At 63.4% G+C, this 16,188-nt stretch carries 14 protein-coding genes; 7 read left to right on the top strand and 7 right to left on the bottom strand.

The features are described 5' to 3' along the window. Positions 1-51 precede the first annotated feature (51 nt). Together BT108_RS14290 and BT108_RS05675 are read left to right on the top strand one after the other, a co-directional pair. The gene (locus BT108_RS14290; RefSeq protein WP_083566248.1) at positions 52-153 is read left to right on the top strand and encodes a type II toxin-antitoxin system RelE/ParE family toxin; all 102 of its coding nucleotides are present in this window, start codon (positions 52-54) and stop codon (positions 151-153) included. Then, positions 135-446 carry a HigA family addiction module antitoxin gene (locus BT108_RS05675; protein WP_369816949.1) on the top strand — a complete coding sequence of 104 codons (312 nt, stop codon included), beginning with the start codon at positions 135-137 and terminating at the stop codon, positions 444-446. The genes BT108_RS14290 and BT108_RS05675 overlap by 19 nt, the downstream gene beginning before the upstream one ends. Positions 447-493: 47 nt before the next feature. Here the strand turns inward: BT108_RS05675 and BT108_RS05670 are convergent, their stop codons facing one another. The 7 genes from BT108_RS05670 to BT108_RS05640 all read right to left on the bottom strand — a co-directional run bounded on the left by BT108_RS05670 (position 494) and on the right by BT108_RS05640 (position 9,251). Further along, on the bottom strand, positions 494-1,489 hold the full coding sequence (locus BT108_RS05670; RefSeq protein WP_072293580.1) for a type I-G CRISPR-associated protein, Cas3-extension family: 996 nt from the start codon (positions 1,487-1,489) through the stop codon (positions 494-496). Continuing rightward, entirely contained in the window at positions 1,486-4,488 is a 3,003-nt protein-coding gene (cas3u, locus tag BT108_RS05665; protein WP_072293579.1) for a type I-G CRISPR-associated helicase/endonuclease Cas3g, read from the bottom strand. Before cas3u ends, BT108_RS05670 begins: the two co-directional genes overlap by 4 nt. Then, complete coding sequence (gene csb2 / locus BT108_RS05660; protein ID WP_072293578.1) at positions 4,485-5,963, bottom strand: type I-G CRISPR-associated protein Csb2; 1,479 nt, start codon at positions 5,961-5,963, stop codon at positions 4,485-4,487. The genes cas3u and csb2 overlap by 4 nt, the downstream gene beginning before the upstream one ends. Next, on the bottom strand, positions 5,960-7,204 hold the full coding sequence (gene cas7u / locus BT108_RS05655) for a type I-G CRISPR-associated RAMP protein Csb1/Cas7g (protein ID WP_072293577.1): 1,245 nt from the start codon (positions 7,202-7,204) through the stop codon (positions 5,960-5,962). The genes csb2 and cas7u overlap by 4 nt, the downstream gene beginning before the upstream one ends. A gap of 300 nt (positions 7,205-7,504) precedes the next feature. Continuing rightward, positions 7,505-7,963: an HIRAN domain-containing protein gene (locus tag BT108_RS05650; RefSeq protein WP_083566247.1), complete on the bottom strand. Its 459-nt coding sequence runs from the start codon at positions 7,961-7,963 to the stop codon at positions 7,505-7,507. 605 nt (positions 7,964-8,568) lie between these two features. Next, entirely contained in the window at positions 8,569-8,973 is a 405-nt protein-coding gene (locus tag BT108_RS05645; RefSeq protein ID WP_072293576.1) for a type II toxin-antitoxin system VapC family toxin, read from the bottom strand. Next, on the bottom strand, positions 8,970-9,251 hold the full coding sequence (locus BT108_RS05640) for an AbrB/MazE/SpoVT family DNA-binding domain-containing protein (RefSeq protein WP_218184824.1): 282 nt from the start codon (positions 9,249-9,251) through the stop codon (positions 8,970-8,972). The genes BT108_RS05645 and BT108_RS05640 overlap by 4 nt, the downstream gene beginning before the upstream one ends. 213 nt (positions 9,252-9,464) lie before the next feature. Here BT108_RS05640 and BT108_RS05635 point away from each other — a divergent pair, with 213 nt between their 5' ends. The 5 genes from BT108_RS05635 to BT108_RS05610 all read left to right on the top strand — a co-directional run bounded on the left by BT108_RS05635 (position 9,465) and on the right by BT108_RS05610 (position 15,631). After that, positions 9,465-10,802 (top strand): glycerophosphodiester phosphodiesterase family protein, encoded by a 1,338-nt coding sequence (locus tag BT108_RS05635; protein ID WP_072293574.1) that lies wholly within the window; start codon positions 9,465-9,467, stop codon positions 10,800-10,802. Positions 10,803-11,293: 491 nt separating this feature from the next. Beyond that, complete coding sequence (gene mnmG, locus BT108_RS05625; protein ID WP_072293572.1) at positions 11,294-13,207, top strand: tRNA uridine-5-carboxymethylaminomethyl(34) synthesis enzyme MnmG; 1,914 nt, start codon at positions 11,294-11,296, stop codon at positions 13,205-13,207. Beyond that, complete coding sequence (gene rsmG, locus BT108_RS05620; protein WP_072293571.1) at positions 13,207-13,860, top strand: 16S rRNA (guanine(527)-N(7))-methyltransferase RsmG; 654 nt, start codon at positions 13,207-13,209, stop codon at positions 13,858-13,860. The genes mnmG and rsmG overlap by 1 nt, the downstream gene beginning before the upstream one ends. Positions 13,861-13,956: 96 nt before the next feature. Further along, entirely contained in the window at positions 13,957-14,742 is a 786-nt protein-coding gene (locus BT108_RS05615; protein WP_072293667.1) for a ParA family protein, read from the top strand. A gap of 40 nt (positions 14,743-14,782) precedes the next feature. Beyond that, on the top strand, positions 14,783-15,631 hold the full coding sequence (locus tag BT108_RS05610) for a ParB/RepB/Spo0J family partition protein (protein ID WP_072293570.1): 849 nt from the start codon (positions 14,783-14,785) through the stop codon (positions 15,629-15,631). Positions 15,632-16,188: the final 557 nt, after the last annotated feature.

Raw genomic sequence — 16,188 nt, 5'->3', positions numbered from 1 at the left:
TGTGAGAAAAATGATACCCCAGCCTTCTGGCTTCATCCATTGAAAGATGAAATGAAGGGTCGCTGGTCCATCTTCGTCAACGGAAACTGGCGTCTGACTTTCGAATTCATCCAGGGAAATGTCTACGTTCTGGAATACGAGGATTACCACTGATGACCATGTACAACCCACCACATCCGGGCGAGTTCATCTCGGAGATCTATCTTGAGCCCCACGGGCTTAGCGGACGAGAGCTCGCCCAGACGCTGGGCGTGGCGGCATCGACGTTGAGTCGCGTGCTCAAGGGTAGCAGTCGAGTCACTCCGGAGATGGCGCTCAGGCTTTCGAAGGCGCTTGGCAGGTCTGCAGAGAGCTGGCTTGCGATGCAGGATGCACACGATCTCTGGAAGATCCGACAGCAGGTTGATCTGCGGGGAATTGCAAGGCTCGATCTGTCCGAAGCATGATGGATGATACTGAGCTACCGGTTCAGTGATATGTCATTAAATCTCGATCAATTCGCCAATGCAACCGCTCGTGCGAAGTTCATGAACTTGCCGACCGATATGCGTTTTGCGGTCATGACCTGATGGACGCCCAGGTATCCGAGTGCTTCGGGCTGCCGCAGGCGCGGGTGCCCGATGAGCGCTCGAATGGAGGAGAGTGTGGCGGGTTCGCGCCAGATCGGCCATGAGAAGGAGAAGCCGTCCACATTGAAGTGCCCGCCGATGATGCTTGGGCGTACGCGCCCGGTGCGCTGCTCGGGGACGAGGGTCAGGGCGGCCAGCCCCACCGCGGCCAGGCGGTTGGCGCCGTGCTGGGTGCCGCTCTTGTACGCCGAGTCGGTGGGGTCGCCGGCCATCAGGGCGTAGCGAACGTCTTCCTCCGGATCCCATCGGAAGGAGGACATCGGGTCGGTTCGATGCCAGGGCTGGAACAATGCCTCGGCCAGGCATTCGGCTTCCGACAGCGTGACCGCTTTCTTGCCCTTGCCGCGTGGCGGGGGGGCCGGTTCCCGAGGCACCGCCGCCAGCCGCTGCAGGAAATGCTGATGGCCCTGCCCGAAAAGCAGGCAAAGCGGGGTCGGGTTGATGCACGCTTCCTTGTCGTCCTTGACGGCGGCATCTGTCATCAATGCGGTCAGCAGGTCGGCGCGCGCGCGTTGCCCCGGCTGGGCGGATTCCGCCGCGTGCGTCAGCAGCGCGCGGCACTCTTCCTGCGCATAATTCGGATCCTTCCTGCCGGCGAAGTCATGCGTGGCGTACAGGGTCGCCAGGCCGTGCGCGATGTATCCGCAAACGTCGTCCGGCGGCACGGTGCGCGCAAGGAGCAGCCGGGGCCGCAGAGGTGGGGCACCGATGTCCCACGCCACGCGTGGCAGAAGTTTTTCGCCTTTTGCATGGCGTTCGTCCGCGCACTCGATCGCGCGCAGCAAGCCCAGCAGCGCAAGAAAGGCAAGCAGGTTGTCCGGTTCCAGCCCTTCGAGCCGATGGGAGGCGGTGGCCGTCATTGTATGTTCTCCTTGGCGTCTTCCGAAGCGCGGTGATCGGCGAGCCGGAGGATCGCTTCCATGTGCGCGAGCCCCCATGGGCCGTAGCGGGCCTTGACGCGCTCGAACAGTTTCGGCCAGTCGAGACCGTTCCAGTCGAAGGCGATCGACTGGGGGCCTGCTCCGGAAGGTAGCTGCTGCGGAAGGCCGAGCACGTCCGGCAGTTCGCGGGGCGTGGCGTCCAGAGGGTCCATGTGCGGGAAAAACGGACGGCCATGCCCGTGGTGGATTCCCACGAGCCAGAGTACCAGCTCGGGATCCCTGGCCTCGCTGAACCGTGAAACGTGCAAGGCCAGCCGCACGGACAATGCCTCATGCCGCCAGTTGTCCGGCAGGCCCGACATCATGCGGGCGGCAGGCGGCAGCGGGCGCCCCGACTTGGCGAGAATGTCCGCCGCTTCGTCCGGATCCCACCCCAACGGATCTCCGTGATGAAGCCATTTCTGGAAGCGGGGATCGGCCTTGCCGAAGTCATGCAGAAAACCGGCGAGCCTCAGGTCTTGCACCCGCGCCTCGGGAAGCCCCGCCGCCCTGGCGAACAGATCCGCCTTGTGCTCCACGTCCTCGCTGTGCCGATCAAGCGCCAACGGCAGTCCCAGCAGGGAGCCGCTGGTGTCGTCCTCGGTTGCGTTGGGCGAACCCTCCTCGTCCATGGGCTGGTTCCTGATCCCGAACGGCGCGATAAAGACGACGCCGCGAGGGCGGCCGTCTTCCGTCGTGCCGTACAGATCCAGGTAGGCCGTGACGCTGGCTGGTTTTTTGGCTTCGCGCAGCGAATCGAGATCCTGCCGGATCTCCGCTGGCAATGGCAGTTGCAGGAGCGCCGTGGCCACCTCCTTCCAACCTTGGGACTCGGTGCTAGCCAGGGTGTCCGCCAGCGGTTCGTCGAGTGCAGGGTCGATGAGGCCGGGTGTGATGCGGATCGCAAACCGGCATCCCTTGAACAGTGCCGCCGTCTTGTGTGCAACGTCGCTCGCGGCCTCGGTGGATTTCGGCGCCCATCCGAATCTGTCGATCCCGCCGTAGCGGGCGGGGACCACGATGGCGTCGCCTGCGCGAATCTCATGGGAGTAAATCCATCGCGAGCGCTCGTCGTTGCCTTTCCAGACGAATACACAGCCTTTTTTTCCGGGAGAATTCACACGATCTTCCTCCGGCGCTTCCGTTGCAGCATCCGCGAGCACGTCCGTGGCGCCGGCGTCGTCCAGCCAGCGGCGGACGGCCCATAACGGCAGCTCGACGGCCTCTCCCGATCGCGGCGGAACGAGCGTCAGGCGGCGGCGGATTCGTTGGACGTCGCCGTCGGCCATTTCGCCGGGATCGATGTCGGCGCGCCAGACGACCGATATCGAATCCGGCTGGCGATCGGGTCCGTGGAGATAGAGCGCAACCTCCGGATCGGCGGCCGGTATGGGCGAGGTCTGGCTCAGCAGATCCAGATGGCCGGGCATGAGCACGGGCGCATCCGGCTTGGGCGACAGCGCCTCCGGCACTATCTCGACGTTGAAGCGGGCAAGCCCGAAATCCACGATGGATGCCGAGCCTTCCTTCGCAGCGGCCTGGATCAGGCCATCCCAGGCATGCTTTATCGCCTTGCCGTAGACCGGGTCGACGTTTCTCGGCGACAGGTCATCCCTGGCTGCCACGATCGCGGCATAGGGAACGATATCGCGCCCCGCGCGGTTGAGCCGGCCGAAACGCTGGCGCAGTGCGTCCAGCGCGGCCGCTTCGGTGATGAGCGCGTCGAGATCGATATCCACGCCGGCCTCGATGCACTGCGTTGCGACAAGGACGACGGGTCTGGGCAGGATGCGATTCTCACCATCCTTCCATGGTTTCGTACGAATGGACCGGAGCGTGTCGGCGAGTTCGTCCCTTTCCACGGGCCGTGCCGGCCCTATCATCAGGGTGATCTCGGCGGACGGAATCTTCGGCTCGAGTTCTTTTTTCAGCCTCGAGAACACGGCGCGCGCACGTGCGACGCGGTTGACGACCACGCCGATGGCGGGAACGGGCACGCCATGGGGGGCCGTCTCGAAATGCCGGAACGCGCGCTCGACTTCCTCGACGATTGCGGACACGCGCCGGATCAAGATTTTGTCGCCATCTTCGGTTTCGCTGCCGTCTTCGGCCATTTCCTTCTTTGTTTTTCCCAGTTCCGCGAGGCGCGCCGGTTTGCCGGCATTCAGACGTTTCTCCAGAACCGGGTGGTGCCTGTCGTCGTCATCGAGCGCGAAAGTTGCCGGGATTTCCTCGCCGGGCGTGGCGGTGAGAAGGGCCATGCCCCAGGGCGGGGCATGCTTTTCTTCCCTCCAGCCTTCGCCTCGATAGCGCTCCACCCAGTTCAGCGTCTGATGGAACGGCTCCGCGAGGTGCGCCTCGTCCAGGAGGATCAGGCAATCGGATCCGATCAGGCCGGCGTGCACGGGTTTCATCGAGTCCGACACGCCGTAGCCGCGAAACAGAAGACGCGAGCCGATCTGGTCAACCGTCGAACAAAGTATGGTCGGCTGCGACGGGGTGCGCGCCCAATCGTCCTCCCTCGGCAGGCCGCCACGCAGGCGGCGCGCGATCAGCGGACGGCGGCCCCTGGACTCGTCGCATGCAAGGGAAAGAAGCCGCTCGGCGGCGCGGCGGGTGACCGGTCCGCCTGGCGATGCGAGGGCCCCGGCCAGGGTCTGCGCGCGTGCAAAGGCGTCATCCACCACGAGGCGCCGGTCCACCACGAAGGCGATGCGTACCGGCGCGCTGCGCCTGCTCCCGCGATCCGCTTCCAGGGCGAGGTGGAACACGGCGACGTCGATCGCGGCGGTCTTGCCCGAACCCGTAGGTAAATCGAGTATCCGCGGCCATGTTCCCTGCGCGGCGACATATTCGAGCAGGCGTTTCTGCCAGGGGAACGGCTCATAGCCGTGGATTTCCTGGAAGAATGCGCTGAAGTCATCGAGCGACAGAGTCATCGTGCCTCCCTGTCGAGAGGTCTGCACAGGCCGAGTCCGACGAAACGTCCCGCGCCGAGGATCACCGGTCCATCGACGGGGCTGGGGAACTGAATCACGGCGTGCACGAGGAGTCGGCTGGCAAGGGAGGAAGGCAGATGCCACCGCATCCATGCGGGCGCCTTTCCGGAGGGATACGCCGAAGGTGCGCCCTCCAGGGCCGAGTGCTTGTCGGTGGCGATCCTGCTGGGTTCCGGCAGTCCGATATTGATGCAGGCAGCGGCGATCAGCGCTTTGATTTCATCCTCGCGCGCGCCGTCTTCCTTTTTGAGATGCCGGTCGAGTGCGATCGGCGTTAGGGTCGCAAAGGTTCGCGATCGCTGCAGGTATAGGCCGGGGTCGAGCGAGCGCTTGCTCGCGGACGGCTCCTGCGTCAACGAGAGGTCGATGGAAAAACCGCGGCGGCGACCCGTCCCCTCTCTGGGTTTGACCGTCAGGATGCGCCGGCTGCCGGTCAGGGGCGCGATGGTTCTCAGCGCCTTCAGGAAGACGGGATCGAAATTCGAGCCGTCGTGAAGCCCGCCGTCGCGGGGCGGAATGAGCGCATAGCCCATCACGTGCCCATCGGCGTAAGGAAAGCCGGCAAACGGCAGCGGGACAATCGCGAGATGGGGTGCGCGGCTCGGTTTCCCGTCCGGCGTATGCCCGCTGACGGCTTCGGGAATGGCGTTTTCCCGGCCGATGCGTTTATAGCCGCTGAGCAGGGCATCGCGAATGGTCTTCGCCACGATGGCGCACGCGCGCAGATCGGGCATGTCCCCATCGACGTGCTCCAGGAGCAGCCAGCGGTCACCGAACGCGTTTGTGCCGGCCGTGACCGGGCTGGAAGGGGTTGCAGACGCCGTGCTGCGCAGGGGCCGGCGGCCCGCCGCGAACTCGCGCTGCAATTCCGCGAAACGTCCGGGATAGATATTGCGTTGCGCAGTCGATTGCGAATCCGAGCTTGATTCGCCGCACTCGGTGGAAAAGCGGCAGCGCGTGAGGCTGGCCGAATGGCCGACGTAAGCGGTGTCGTGCGCCAACCGCTGCAATGCGGAGAGCGTCGTGCCGTCCGGGACTGCGTCGTCCCATGCGAAGCGCGCGACCGGCTTGGCGGGCCGTGCTGCAGGGAAGCGGCGCGGCTGGCGACCGCGCAACGGCGGAAAGACGCCTCGTGCGTTCTTCTGCTTGTCGCTGCGGGGGTCGTTCGGCGGCACGAAAACAATCGCACCCGTGCGCGTGCAGGCGGAAGATGCGAGGACGCGGGGCGGTGTCTGTCCTTCCAGCCATTCAAGCGCCTGCGCTTCGTGCCTGTGTTGTCCTCGCCCTGCCCATGCCGCGACGAGGGCCGAGAAAACGCGGTCGGGCTGCGGCGGCCAGTCGGGCGCGGCACTGTCGGGGCCGATCGCTGCGAACGAGACGCCGGACAGGTATTCGATTTCGAGGACGAGGCTCATGATGATGGATCGTCGGAATCTCCATCCTCGCCGCCCGCTCCATGAAGTGCAAGATCCTGGCTTTTGCGAACGATTTCGACCAATTTGTCCTGCGGCGTCAGGGCCAGGGGGGTTCCCGAAAGCTGGAAGCCTGCGGCCCGGGCCGCTTCAAATGCGTCCATGTAGAGTTTGTGCGCGCCTGCACGATCGATCGAGACGGCGTCGGTCGTCCCGTCGGGATGCACCAGTTCGAGCGCCGCGCGCCCATCGCACACCAGGTCGCAGCGCGAACGCAGCGCATAGCCTCGCGCATCCTGCTCGGCGAGCGCAAGGAGGCCGAGCGCGGCGAGGAAGGCGCGGGCCGCGGAATCCCGTTCTTCGCCACCGCCAAAGCGCAATCGACGCAGGGCGGCGAAACTGAGCACGAAACTGTGTTCCAGATGATCGCAGGTGACGCCCAGCGGTTGCACGGACGGCGCGATGTTGCCATGGTTGATTTCAGATGGCCTGACCTTCTTCGCCTTCTTTCCCGCTGCAGCGTCACTCGTGCTCCAGCCGTACTCGCCTTTGAAAACCTCTACCTTCCTCAGAATCCCCAGCGGGTCCATCCTGCTCCCGGTACGGCGCCCGGTCGTGCGAAAGTCGATCTCTCCGGTTCTCCGGTCCGTCACTTCTTCCACGGGGACGTCGATCCCGGTGATCTCGGATATCAGGCACCGCGCGAATTTGGCGCCGATCCCGCCCCCTTCCCCGGTCGAGTGCCAGGCGCCGAACAGGAGCGCAGTGGGCGAGATCTCCAGCAGCGCCGAGGCGTCCTCAGCCTTGGCCTTCGCAAGCCGCCTGCCGACCTCGCTTTCCATGAACGGCTCTTTCCCGAGCAGGCTGTCGCGCAGGATCGCGTCGTAGACGCGGTGCGGAGCGTCGAGCGAGGTGATGCTGGAAATCCCTTCCAGCCTGGCGTCGCTGAAGTCCACCGCGACGTGCGGGATCGGAATGCCGTCTGCCATCGCCTGGAGCAGGCATTCCTCCAACCGGTTGGCCTGTGATTGGACGCTGTCGACCAGGACACACCAGGTATCCTGCGTCTCCAGCCGCCGCTTTTCATACACATGGCGGGGCGGGGCATTGCGTCCCTCACCCGGGTAGGTGGGCGGAAAGATCTTGTCGCCTTTTCCACCCACCGGCTGAAGTGCCTGGCGGCGGCGCAGGGCGGCATCCTCAATTGTCGACGCTACAAGTGTGTTCAGAGCTAGCGGAATCATGAAACCCTCCTGTAAGCAAGCTGTTCTATTATGCTGATCGATGCGGCCGCGGCATGATGTCGCGGAAATATATTACGATGCATATAAACTGATCCGTTTATTATGCAAATAAATAATTGTGTTGGCTATCAATAGTTTCGTAGCTACCATCTTTGACAATCCCTGTATGTACCTGCACGTTACTCAGTTTTCCATCATTCAGCTCCCGAAGATGAAGCCTTGCAATGCGGGAGCCCCTACCTCCTGACTCATGAAACCACAGCCATAGCCAGAACAGTGGCCAGGCAATGCGCTCACGCTTCAAGGTTCCGCCGCCAGCAACACTTCGAGCCGCACCCGGTCCCAGTTCGACTTCCATCCGTGGGCATCGCGTTTCTCGCTCAGCGCGGCGATGCGTGCCGACAGTTTGGCACCGCGGTCGAGCAGCTCCGCAACCGCATGGTTTTCGCTTCGTGGCACATAGCCGAGTTTGTGGCCCAGCCAGTCGACACGCACGGCCTTGCCGTCATGGGGGTTGCGCGACTCGCGCACCAGTGTGAGCGCCTGCCCGACGCGCAACCCTGTCCACACCGCTTCGCCGTCGTGATACTGGAATCCGGCGATTGGGGAGGTCTGGATGAGCACCACGCGGGATGCCGTGGAGGCCCGTGGCGCGAAGGGAGCGACAGTCAGCAGCCCCGCGAGCCTGCCGAGGAACCGGCGTTTCGCGCGATCGGTTCTCCCATCGTGAATCTCGGGCAATCTGATCGGAATACCCATGTTGGACCCCTGTCATTGCGATGTGCATGTGATACGCAAATGGAAAGATACAGGGTGCCACTCGCAAATCGCGATAGTGGCGGCAGGGATTCGGGCGATGCAGGATGCTGGTGGCTGTGGCCATGCCGGGAGCCGCTATCCAGGCTCGATTGAGATCTCCCTGGGTAACGCGGTACGTGCCATGGAAATTGCTGGACGTTCATATTTTCTGACTGAGGGTTCAGGAGGGGCCGAAGCGAGGACAGGTACCTCTCCGCCATTCCCATTGTGTCAGCATTTACGCTGGTGACGGGTTTTGGAGCGAGGATGATGCAAGCCGGTTTCTGTCCGGCCTGCATGAGGGACAAGTTGTCCCGTATGAGATCGGGGCCCTCCGAGGCTATCGGTAAATTGGAAACACCTTGCTCGACCGGATCGAGAAGGATGGGGAACGTCTCGTCGCGCGGAATGACAGAATCATTACTTGGCTTGAGTCTGCCGAACCGGGCTTGGCCGTGCGAAGGCTTGTCAGGTGGGACGGGGCCTGTCGGATGCCGGCCGTGGGTTCTTGACGGTTCGGCCGTCCGGCCTGATGCATCTATAGATGGGAGGTGCGCGCCGAAATTTTATTCCAGCAGTTGTATCCGAAGGCCGTATCGTTCATACACCGGCAACGCGCGCCGGTCGCATGTGACGAGCTCGGCCCCGTGCGCCACGGCGGTGGCAGCCACCAGCGCGTCATACGCGGAACCGCCTGTAATCCCGCGCTCCGCCAGTTCCAGGATGAAGCTCTTGTAGCTTCTTTCATCCAATCGCAGAAGCGGTTCAGTGAATCGTGCCGTCACGAAATCCCGCACCACCATACCTGGCGTACGATGCGGAGGAGGCAAGCGAGTCAGTACGGAGTAGGTTTCGAGCGCGCAGTGGTCGATCAGACGTGCGCCTTTCTCGAGTATGCGACGCGCGGGTTCGTGGCTTTCGTGCCAGGATGCGAAGGCGGCCACGACCAGGCTGGTGTCGACTGCGATCAACGCCGCACGCGTTCCAGCGTATCTCGAACCTGAGCGGCGGTGAGTGCGGGCAATTTCGTGGTGGGAACGGCGACAACGCCTTTCCCCTTCTTTTCCAGACGCATGGGTGTCGGCACCACTTCGATTTCGAGGCGCCCGTTTTCCGCTCGTATCTCGAGCGGCTGACCGGGTGTCAGGCCGAGCGCCTGCCGCAGCGGCTTGGGCACCACAATCCGCCCGGCAATATCCATGGTAATTTTCATGGCATGAATAATGGCATGAAAATGGGAGATACTCAAGAGTGCAATGCATACCGCCCTCTGATTGCAGCCCGGTAATGAACGTCCTGGTCTCGGAATCCAGGGCCGGTTCCCTTGGCGCGAAAAGCCGCATGAAGGCCGGCTTCCCCTGCGCTGATTGGTTCACGGCGATGTCATTCTCGCATCATGTTCCTGCTGTAGCGTTCACGGATACGGGAGCACACTCGCGCCCGCAACGCAGAGGAGGACCCAATGATGCGCGAAGTCATACAGGTTGCCGCAGTAGTGGCTGCACTTGCCTTGTTTCCCGGTTGCGCGTTCGCGGACCGGGATGATGGTCATCGCGGGAACCACGGTCATGATCGGGATCATGACCGTGGGGGCAGTCAGTCGATCCAGCTTGGACCCCGCCCGTTCCAGCTGGTGGAGAGCATGGAGAATGGACCGCTGAAGAAGCGGCTGTTGCAGTGTGCGAACGGTCCTTTCCGCCGTACCGGTTTTTCCATCGGGCACCGCGGGGCTGCCTTGCAATTTCCCGAGCACACGAAGGAATCCTACCAGGCTGCTGCGCGCATGGGCGCGGGCATCGTCGAATGCGACGTGACGTTCACCAAGGACGGCGATTTCGTGTGCCGGCACGCGCAGAACGATCTGCACACGACGACCGACATACTGGTCACGCCGCTTGCCGCCACCTGCATCAAGCCGTTCACGCCGGCGAGCTTCGATGCGGACGGCAATCTGCTGACACCGGCCAGCGCCGAATGCCGTACGTCCGAACTCAGCCTCGAGGAGTTCAGGAGCCTGCGGGGGAAGATGGACGCATTCAATCCCGCCGCGCGCACGCCCGAGGAGTTCCTGGGCGGCACGGCATCGTGGCGTACCGACCTCTACACCGGCCGCGGCACGCTGATGACCCTGCGCGAGAGCATCGAGCTCAACGAGAGGAATGGCGTCAGGCACACTCCCGAGTTGAAGGGCGGCGATCCCGCCACGATCGCTCAGGTATTCGGTGGCCAGGAGCAGTACGCGCAGAAGCTGGCGGACGAGCTGCGGGCGGCCGGTGTCAGGCCGCGTGACGCGTGGCCCCAGTCGTTCGACGTGAACGACGTGCTGTACTGGGTGCGGAATACGGCGTACGGCAGGCAGGCGGTCTTCCTGATCGATTACGATGCGGACAGGGACAACATCCTGCTCTTCGACATCGCCGGCAGGCAATTGGTGAGGAGAGAGGATCAGTTCAGGTTCCTCGCGGAGCTGCGCAAGGCCAGGGTGGAGATCGTCGCTCCCGCCATGCCGGCGCTCCTTGCGGTGAGCGGCAATCGTGTGGTGCCTTCGCGTCTGGCGCGGGATCTGAAGGCGCTGGGCTTCGACATCATCACCTGGACCTTCGAGCGATCGGACCTGCGCCAGGGAGCGTCCGGCGCGGGTTTCTACTACGATTTCGATCCGTCCGGCGCGGTGATCAGGAAGGACGGCGACATGTACAAGGCGCTGGACGTGCTGGCTAAGGAGGTAGGAATCCTGGGCATCTTTTCGGACTGGCCGGCGACAGTCAGCTACTACGCGAGCTGCATGAACCTGAAATAGCCCGAATCCCGGCCGCAACAAGAGGCCCGTCGACTGTCCTGGCCGCCGCTGTGGCATCCAGCCGTCAAGGCGAACGAGGTTCTTTTCGGCACGTCGATTTCCGACGTGCCGAACATTTCGCGCCGACGATGCTGCGTGTGGCTTCATCGGCAGTCGTTGTATGGAACGGGCCAACTCGAGCGTTCCTGTGCACGGACTGAATCCATGCTGCCTTCAGGATCATGAGCGGTTCGATGTGGGCATGATAAGGCAGGGCGGTTCCGTGGCCGCGCGGGTGCCGTTGAGATGTCGTTCCCGGCACAAGCGCCATTTCCGCGTCTTCCGAAAGAAGCCGGCAAAGTCATGGGCGCCGCTCGCGACAATGATCTGCGGCACCTGCCGGCGATGTTTCACGTGAAACATCGCCTTCTCCTTACCCTTCCCGCCTTTTTGCCGTAGAATGCCGCACTGTGCTTGCGTGCCGATCGCGGTCGGCGCAGGGAGTGTGGGTAATGAATTTTTCCGAGAGTTTCGACGTCATCGTCATCGGCGGCGGCCATGCCGGCACCGAGGCGGCGCTTGCGGCGGCGCGCATGGGGTGCCGTACCCTCCTGCTGTCCCACAGCATTGAAACGCTGGGCCAGATGTCCTGCAATCCCTCCATCGGGGGGATCGGCAAGGGGCACCTGGTGAAGGAAGTGGATGCGCTGGGGGGCGCCATGGCCGAAGCGGCCGACGAGGCCGGGATTCAGTTTCGTATCCTCAACTCGAGCAAGGGGCCGGCGGTGCGCGCGACGCGCGCCCAGGCGGACCGCGTCCTGTATCGCCAGGCGATCCGGCACCGCCTGGAGAACCAGCCCCGTTTGCGGCTGTTCCAGCAGGCAGTCGACGATATTCTGGTGCAGGGAGACCGGGCCGTAGGCGTGGCGACGCAGTCAGGCGCCCGGTTCTTCGCGCGCGCCGTGGTGCTGACTGCCGGCACTTTCCTCGGCGGAGTGGCGCATGTCGGTTCCTCCAGCTTCCGGGCGGGCCGCGCCGGGGATCCGCCTGCCACCACTCTCGCTGCCCGCCTGCGGGAGATGAATCTGCCCGTGGGACGGCTGAAGACCGGTACCCCGCCACGGCTGGACGGCCGCACCATCGATTTTTCCGTGATGGCCGAGCAGCTCAGCGACTCGCCGCTCCCGGTGTTTTCGTTCATGGGGCGCGCCACATCGCATCCGCGCCAGCGGCCGTGCTGGATCACCCACACCAATGTGCGCACGCATGAAATCATACGAGGCGGCCTCGACCGCTCGCCGCTGTACACCGGGGTCATCGAAGGGGTGGGGCCGCGCTACTGCCCATCCATCGAGGACAAGGTCGTGCGGTTCGCCGAACGGGAATCGCACCAGGTTTTCCTGGAACCCGAAGGGCTCGACACCCACGAGGTGTACCCGAACGGAATCTCGACCAGCCTGCCCCTCGATCTGCAGGTGGAGCTGGTCCGCTCCATCCGGGGCCTGGAAGGCGCTCACGTCACGCGTCCCGGCTATGCCATCGAATATGACTATTTCGATCCTCGCAGCCTGAAGCGTTCGCTCGAGACCAGGGCGATAGAAGGACTGTTCTTCGCCGGCCAGATCAACGGTACCACCGGCTACGAGGAAGCGGCTGCACAGGGCCTGCTGGCCGGCATCAACGCGGCGCTCCGGACGCTGGAGCGGGATCCCTGGTGTCCCGGCCGCGACGAGGCCTACCTGGGCGTGCTGGTGGACGATCTGGTCACGCGCGGTGTCACCGAGCCGTACCGCATGTTCACCAGCCGTGCCGAATACCGCCTGCAACTGCGCGAGGACAATGCGGACCTGCGCCTGACGGAGGCCGGGCGTCGGCTCGGCGTCGTGGATGATGTCCGCTGGCGCGTCTTCGAGACCAAGCGCGAAGCCATCGGGCGCGAGCAGGCGCGGCTGAAGGCCATCTGGCTGAATCCGGGAGAGTCGGGCCTGCAGGCCGACGTTCAACGGGTGCTGGGAAAAGCCATCGGGCGTGAATACTCTTTGAGCGAACTGCTGCGCCGCCCGGGCGTGACCTACGCCGATCTCATGGCCTTGCCCGGCGCCGGGGAGGCAGTTGCAGATCCGTTGGTGGCGGAGCAGGTCGAAATCCAGGCCAAGTACCAGGGCTACATCGCGCGCCAGCGGGACGAGATGGCGCGCAATGCGCGCTATGAGGAGGCGAGATTGCCGCAGGATCTCGACTATGCCGCAGTGCCCGGTCTTTCCAGCGAGGCGCGCCAGAAGCTGAATCAGCACAGGCCGGAAACGGCGGCCCAGGCGGCACGCATTCCCGGCATCACGCCCGCGACGATTTCGCTGCTGCTGGTGTACGCCAAGCGGGGATTTCCATCCGCGCCCTCCCCGCGTGACCGGAAGAAAAGCGCGTAATGCTGGCGAAGCGGCTCGACGCCGGACTGGAGATTCTCGACGGGGTGTTTCCGAAGGAGGTGCGGGGGCGATTGCTGAAGTACCTGGCACTGATCGGGAAGTGGAACCAGGTGTACAACCTCACCGCGGTGCGCGATCCGGAAATGATGCTGGTCCGGCATCTGTTCGACAGTCTCGCGGTGCTGCCGCATGTCGCGGGTCCACGAGTCGCGGATGTCGGCAGCGGCGCGGGGCTGCCGGGTATTCCCTTGGCGTTGGCGCGGCCGGATTGGCAGGTGACGCTGATCGAGAGCAGCCACAAGAAGACCGTGTTCCTGCGGCAGATGCTCATCGAGCTGGAACTGGGCAATGCCGAAGTGACGATGGGACGGGTGGAAGCATCCCGTGCCGGCAAAGGATATGATACTGTCATTTCCAGGGCGTTTTCCGACCTGTGCGACTTCATCAGGCTGGCGGGACACCTGGTGGCGGAGAATGGACGGATGGTGGCGATGAAAGGCATCTATCCGCATGAGGAACTGGCGCAGATACCGGCGTCCTTCGTAGTCGAAAATGTATTCCCGATCACGGTGCCGGGTCTTGATGCGGAGCGGCATCTGGTGATGATCCATCCCGCGCCGGCAGCGACCGGTAAGCACGACGAGGCAAAATAAAGTGAGTGCTTACTTACATTTTAATGGCTTCAAATCTGGAGTTTTCTTCCATTTCCCCAGTTCGCATCTGCGTTGCCGATCGGTGGGGGCCGCGGGGTGACGCGCATACTGGCGGTAGCCAACCAGAAGGGCGGGGTGGGAAAGACCACCACCAGCGTCAATCTTGCGGCCAGTCTCGCGGCCGCCGGACGGCGCGTGCTGCTGATCGATCTGGATCCGCAGGCAAACGCGACCATGGGCAGTGGTGTGGACAAGCGCGGCCTGGCCCATACGGTCTACCATGTGCTGCTGGGCAGCGAGTCCATCGCGGCGGTACGCGTGGCGGCGGCCGATTGCAAGTACGATCTGATTCCTGCGAATCGCGACCTGGCCGGGGCCGAGGTCGAGATGGTGAATCTGCCCAGGCGCGAGATGCGCCTGAGAGAGGGATTGCGGGAGGTGGCGGACGAGTATGATTTCATCCTCATCGACTGCCCGCCCGCGCTCAACCTGATCACGCTCAACGGCCTGTGTGCCGCCCGCACGGTGATGATACCGATGCAGTGCGAGTACTATGCGCTGGAGGGCCTGAGCGACCTGGTCAACACCATCCGGAAGGTGCGAGCCAACCTGAATCCGGTGCTGGAGATCGAGGGACTCCTGCGCACCATGTACGATCCGCGCAATATCCTGGCGCAGCAGGTGTCGGAGCAGCTGCAGCAGCATTTCGGCGAGAAGGTGTACCGCACGGTGATCCCCCGCAACATACGGCTGGCCGAGGCTCCCAGTTTCGGCGTGCCGGTGCTTTATCACGACAGGCTGTCGAAGGGCACGCAGGCCTATCTGGCCTTGGCGGGCGAGATACTCGGTGGGGAGCCCGGCAATCCTCCCGTATCCGGCTGAATCACGATCAGGAAAACGAAGACATGCGACAGGGCAAGGCATGACGAGAACAAAGACAAAAGGGCTGGGCAGGGGGCTGGACGCGCTGCTGGCGGGAAATGACGAGAGTCTTCGAGGCGAGGAGTCGCTGCGCAACCTGAAAGTCACCCAGTTGCAGCCGGGCAAGTACCAGCCGCGCACCCGGATGGACCAGGAGTCGCTGGCCGAGCTCGCCGACTCCATCAAGTCCCAGGGCGTGATGCAACCGGTGCTGGTGCGGCCCGTATCCACCCATGCCTTCGAGATCATCGCGGGTGAGCGGCGCTGGCGTGCCGCGCAGATTGCCGGGCTTGTAGAAATCCCGGCGCTGGTCCGCGAAGTGCCGGATGAAGCGGCGCTGGCCATGTCGTTGATCGAAAACATCCAGCGCGAAAATCTCAATCCCCTGGAAGAGGCGCTGGGAATACAGAGGCTGATCAAGGAATTCGGCATGACCCACCAGACGGCCAGTCAGGCGCTGGGCAGCTCCCGCAGCGCTGTGTCCAATCTCCTGCGGTTACTCAACCTGTCGCCGCCGGTACAGCAACTCCTGATGCAGGGGAAGATCGACATGGGACATGGGCGCGCCCTGCTCGCGCTCTCCCCCGTCCGGCAGGCGCACGTTGCCAATCTGGTGGTGCAAAGGCAGCTATCGGTGCGCGAGACGGAAAAGCTGGTGCAGCAGATGGAGCATTCGGCAGCATCGCGACAGGCTCCCAGGCCGGACCGGGATCTGTTGCGCCTTCAGGAAACGCTGTCGGCCAAACTCGGTGCGCGGGTGATCATACAGCCGGGAAAAAAGGGCAAGGGCAGCGTAGTCATCCACTACAGCAGCCTGGAGCAGCTGGATGGAATATTGTCCCGATGGTAGCGGTACGAAGGCAGGTGGCGGACAGGTTCTGATTTCCCTACCTTCCGTGCGTCTGGACGACCCTCGCGCAATAGCTCGCGCCTCTTCCGTCGTTCCGCCCAAAAGCCCCGTGCATCGGGCTGATGGCGTCTTTTCCTCTTCGATTCGCCCGACAAAACATCTTGACTTGAGGACGGAAAGAGGGATAGTCTTTGCAAGACTGCGGGCGTGTATCGGATGGCAGTCTGTCAGATCAATCTGTCAGGCTGGGCAGACCGGGACGTAAGAGGTCGGTCGCCGGACGGTAACGGGCGGTTGGCTCGGCTCCGGTCGATACAAAAAAGCAAAAGCAGTGGACGAGGGTACAGGAAAGAGTAAGATCCGCTCCGGACAGCGCCGTGACGAGATATTTCCGGCATGGCGGCATCGAAGGAGCAGGACGGGTTGTTTAGGTTTGGAGATTTGGAACAGGCAGTAGAACAGCAAGCTGTGATGCAAGAGAGAGTGGGCCCGCGGGCGGACAGAGGCTGCTGGCGGGTCTGATCAACGAAAGAGGAGAAATCGATGGCAACAACACT

This window comes from Nitrosovibrio sp. Nv17 (assembly GCF_900119085.1).
Taxonomy (GTDB): Bacteria; Pseudomonadota; Gammaproteobacteria; order Burkholderiales; family Nitrosomonadaceae; genus Nitrosospira.
Note: the sequence above shows the minus strand (reverse complement) of the source record. Positions and strands in the feature narration are given on the sequence as shown.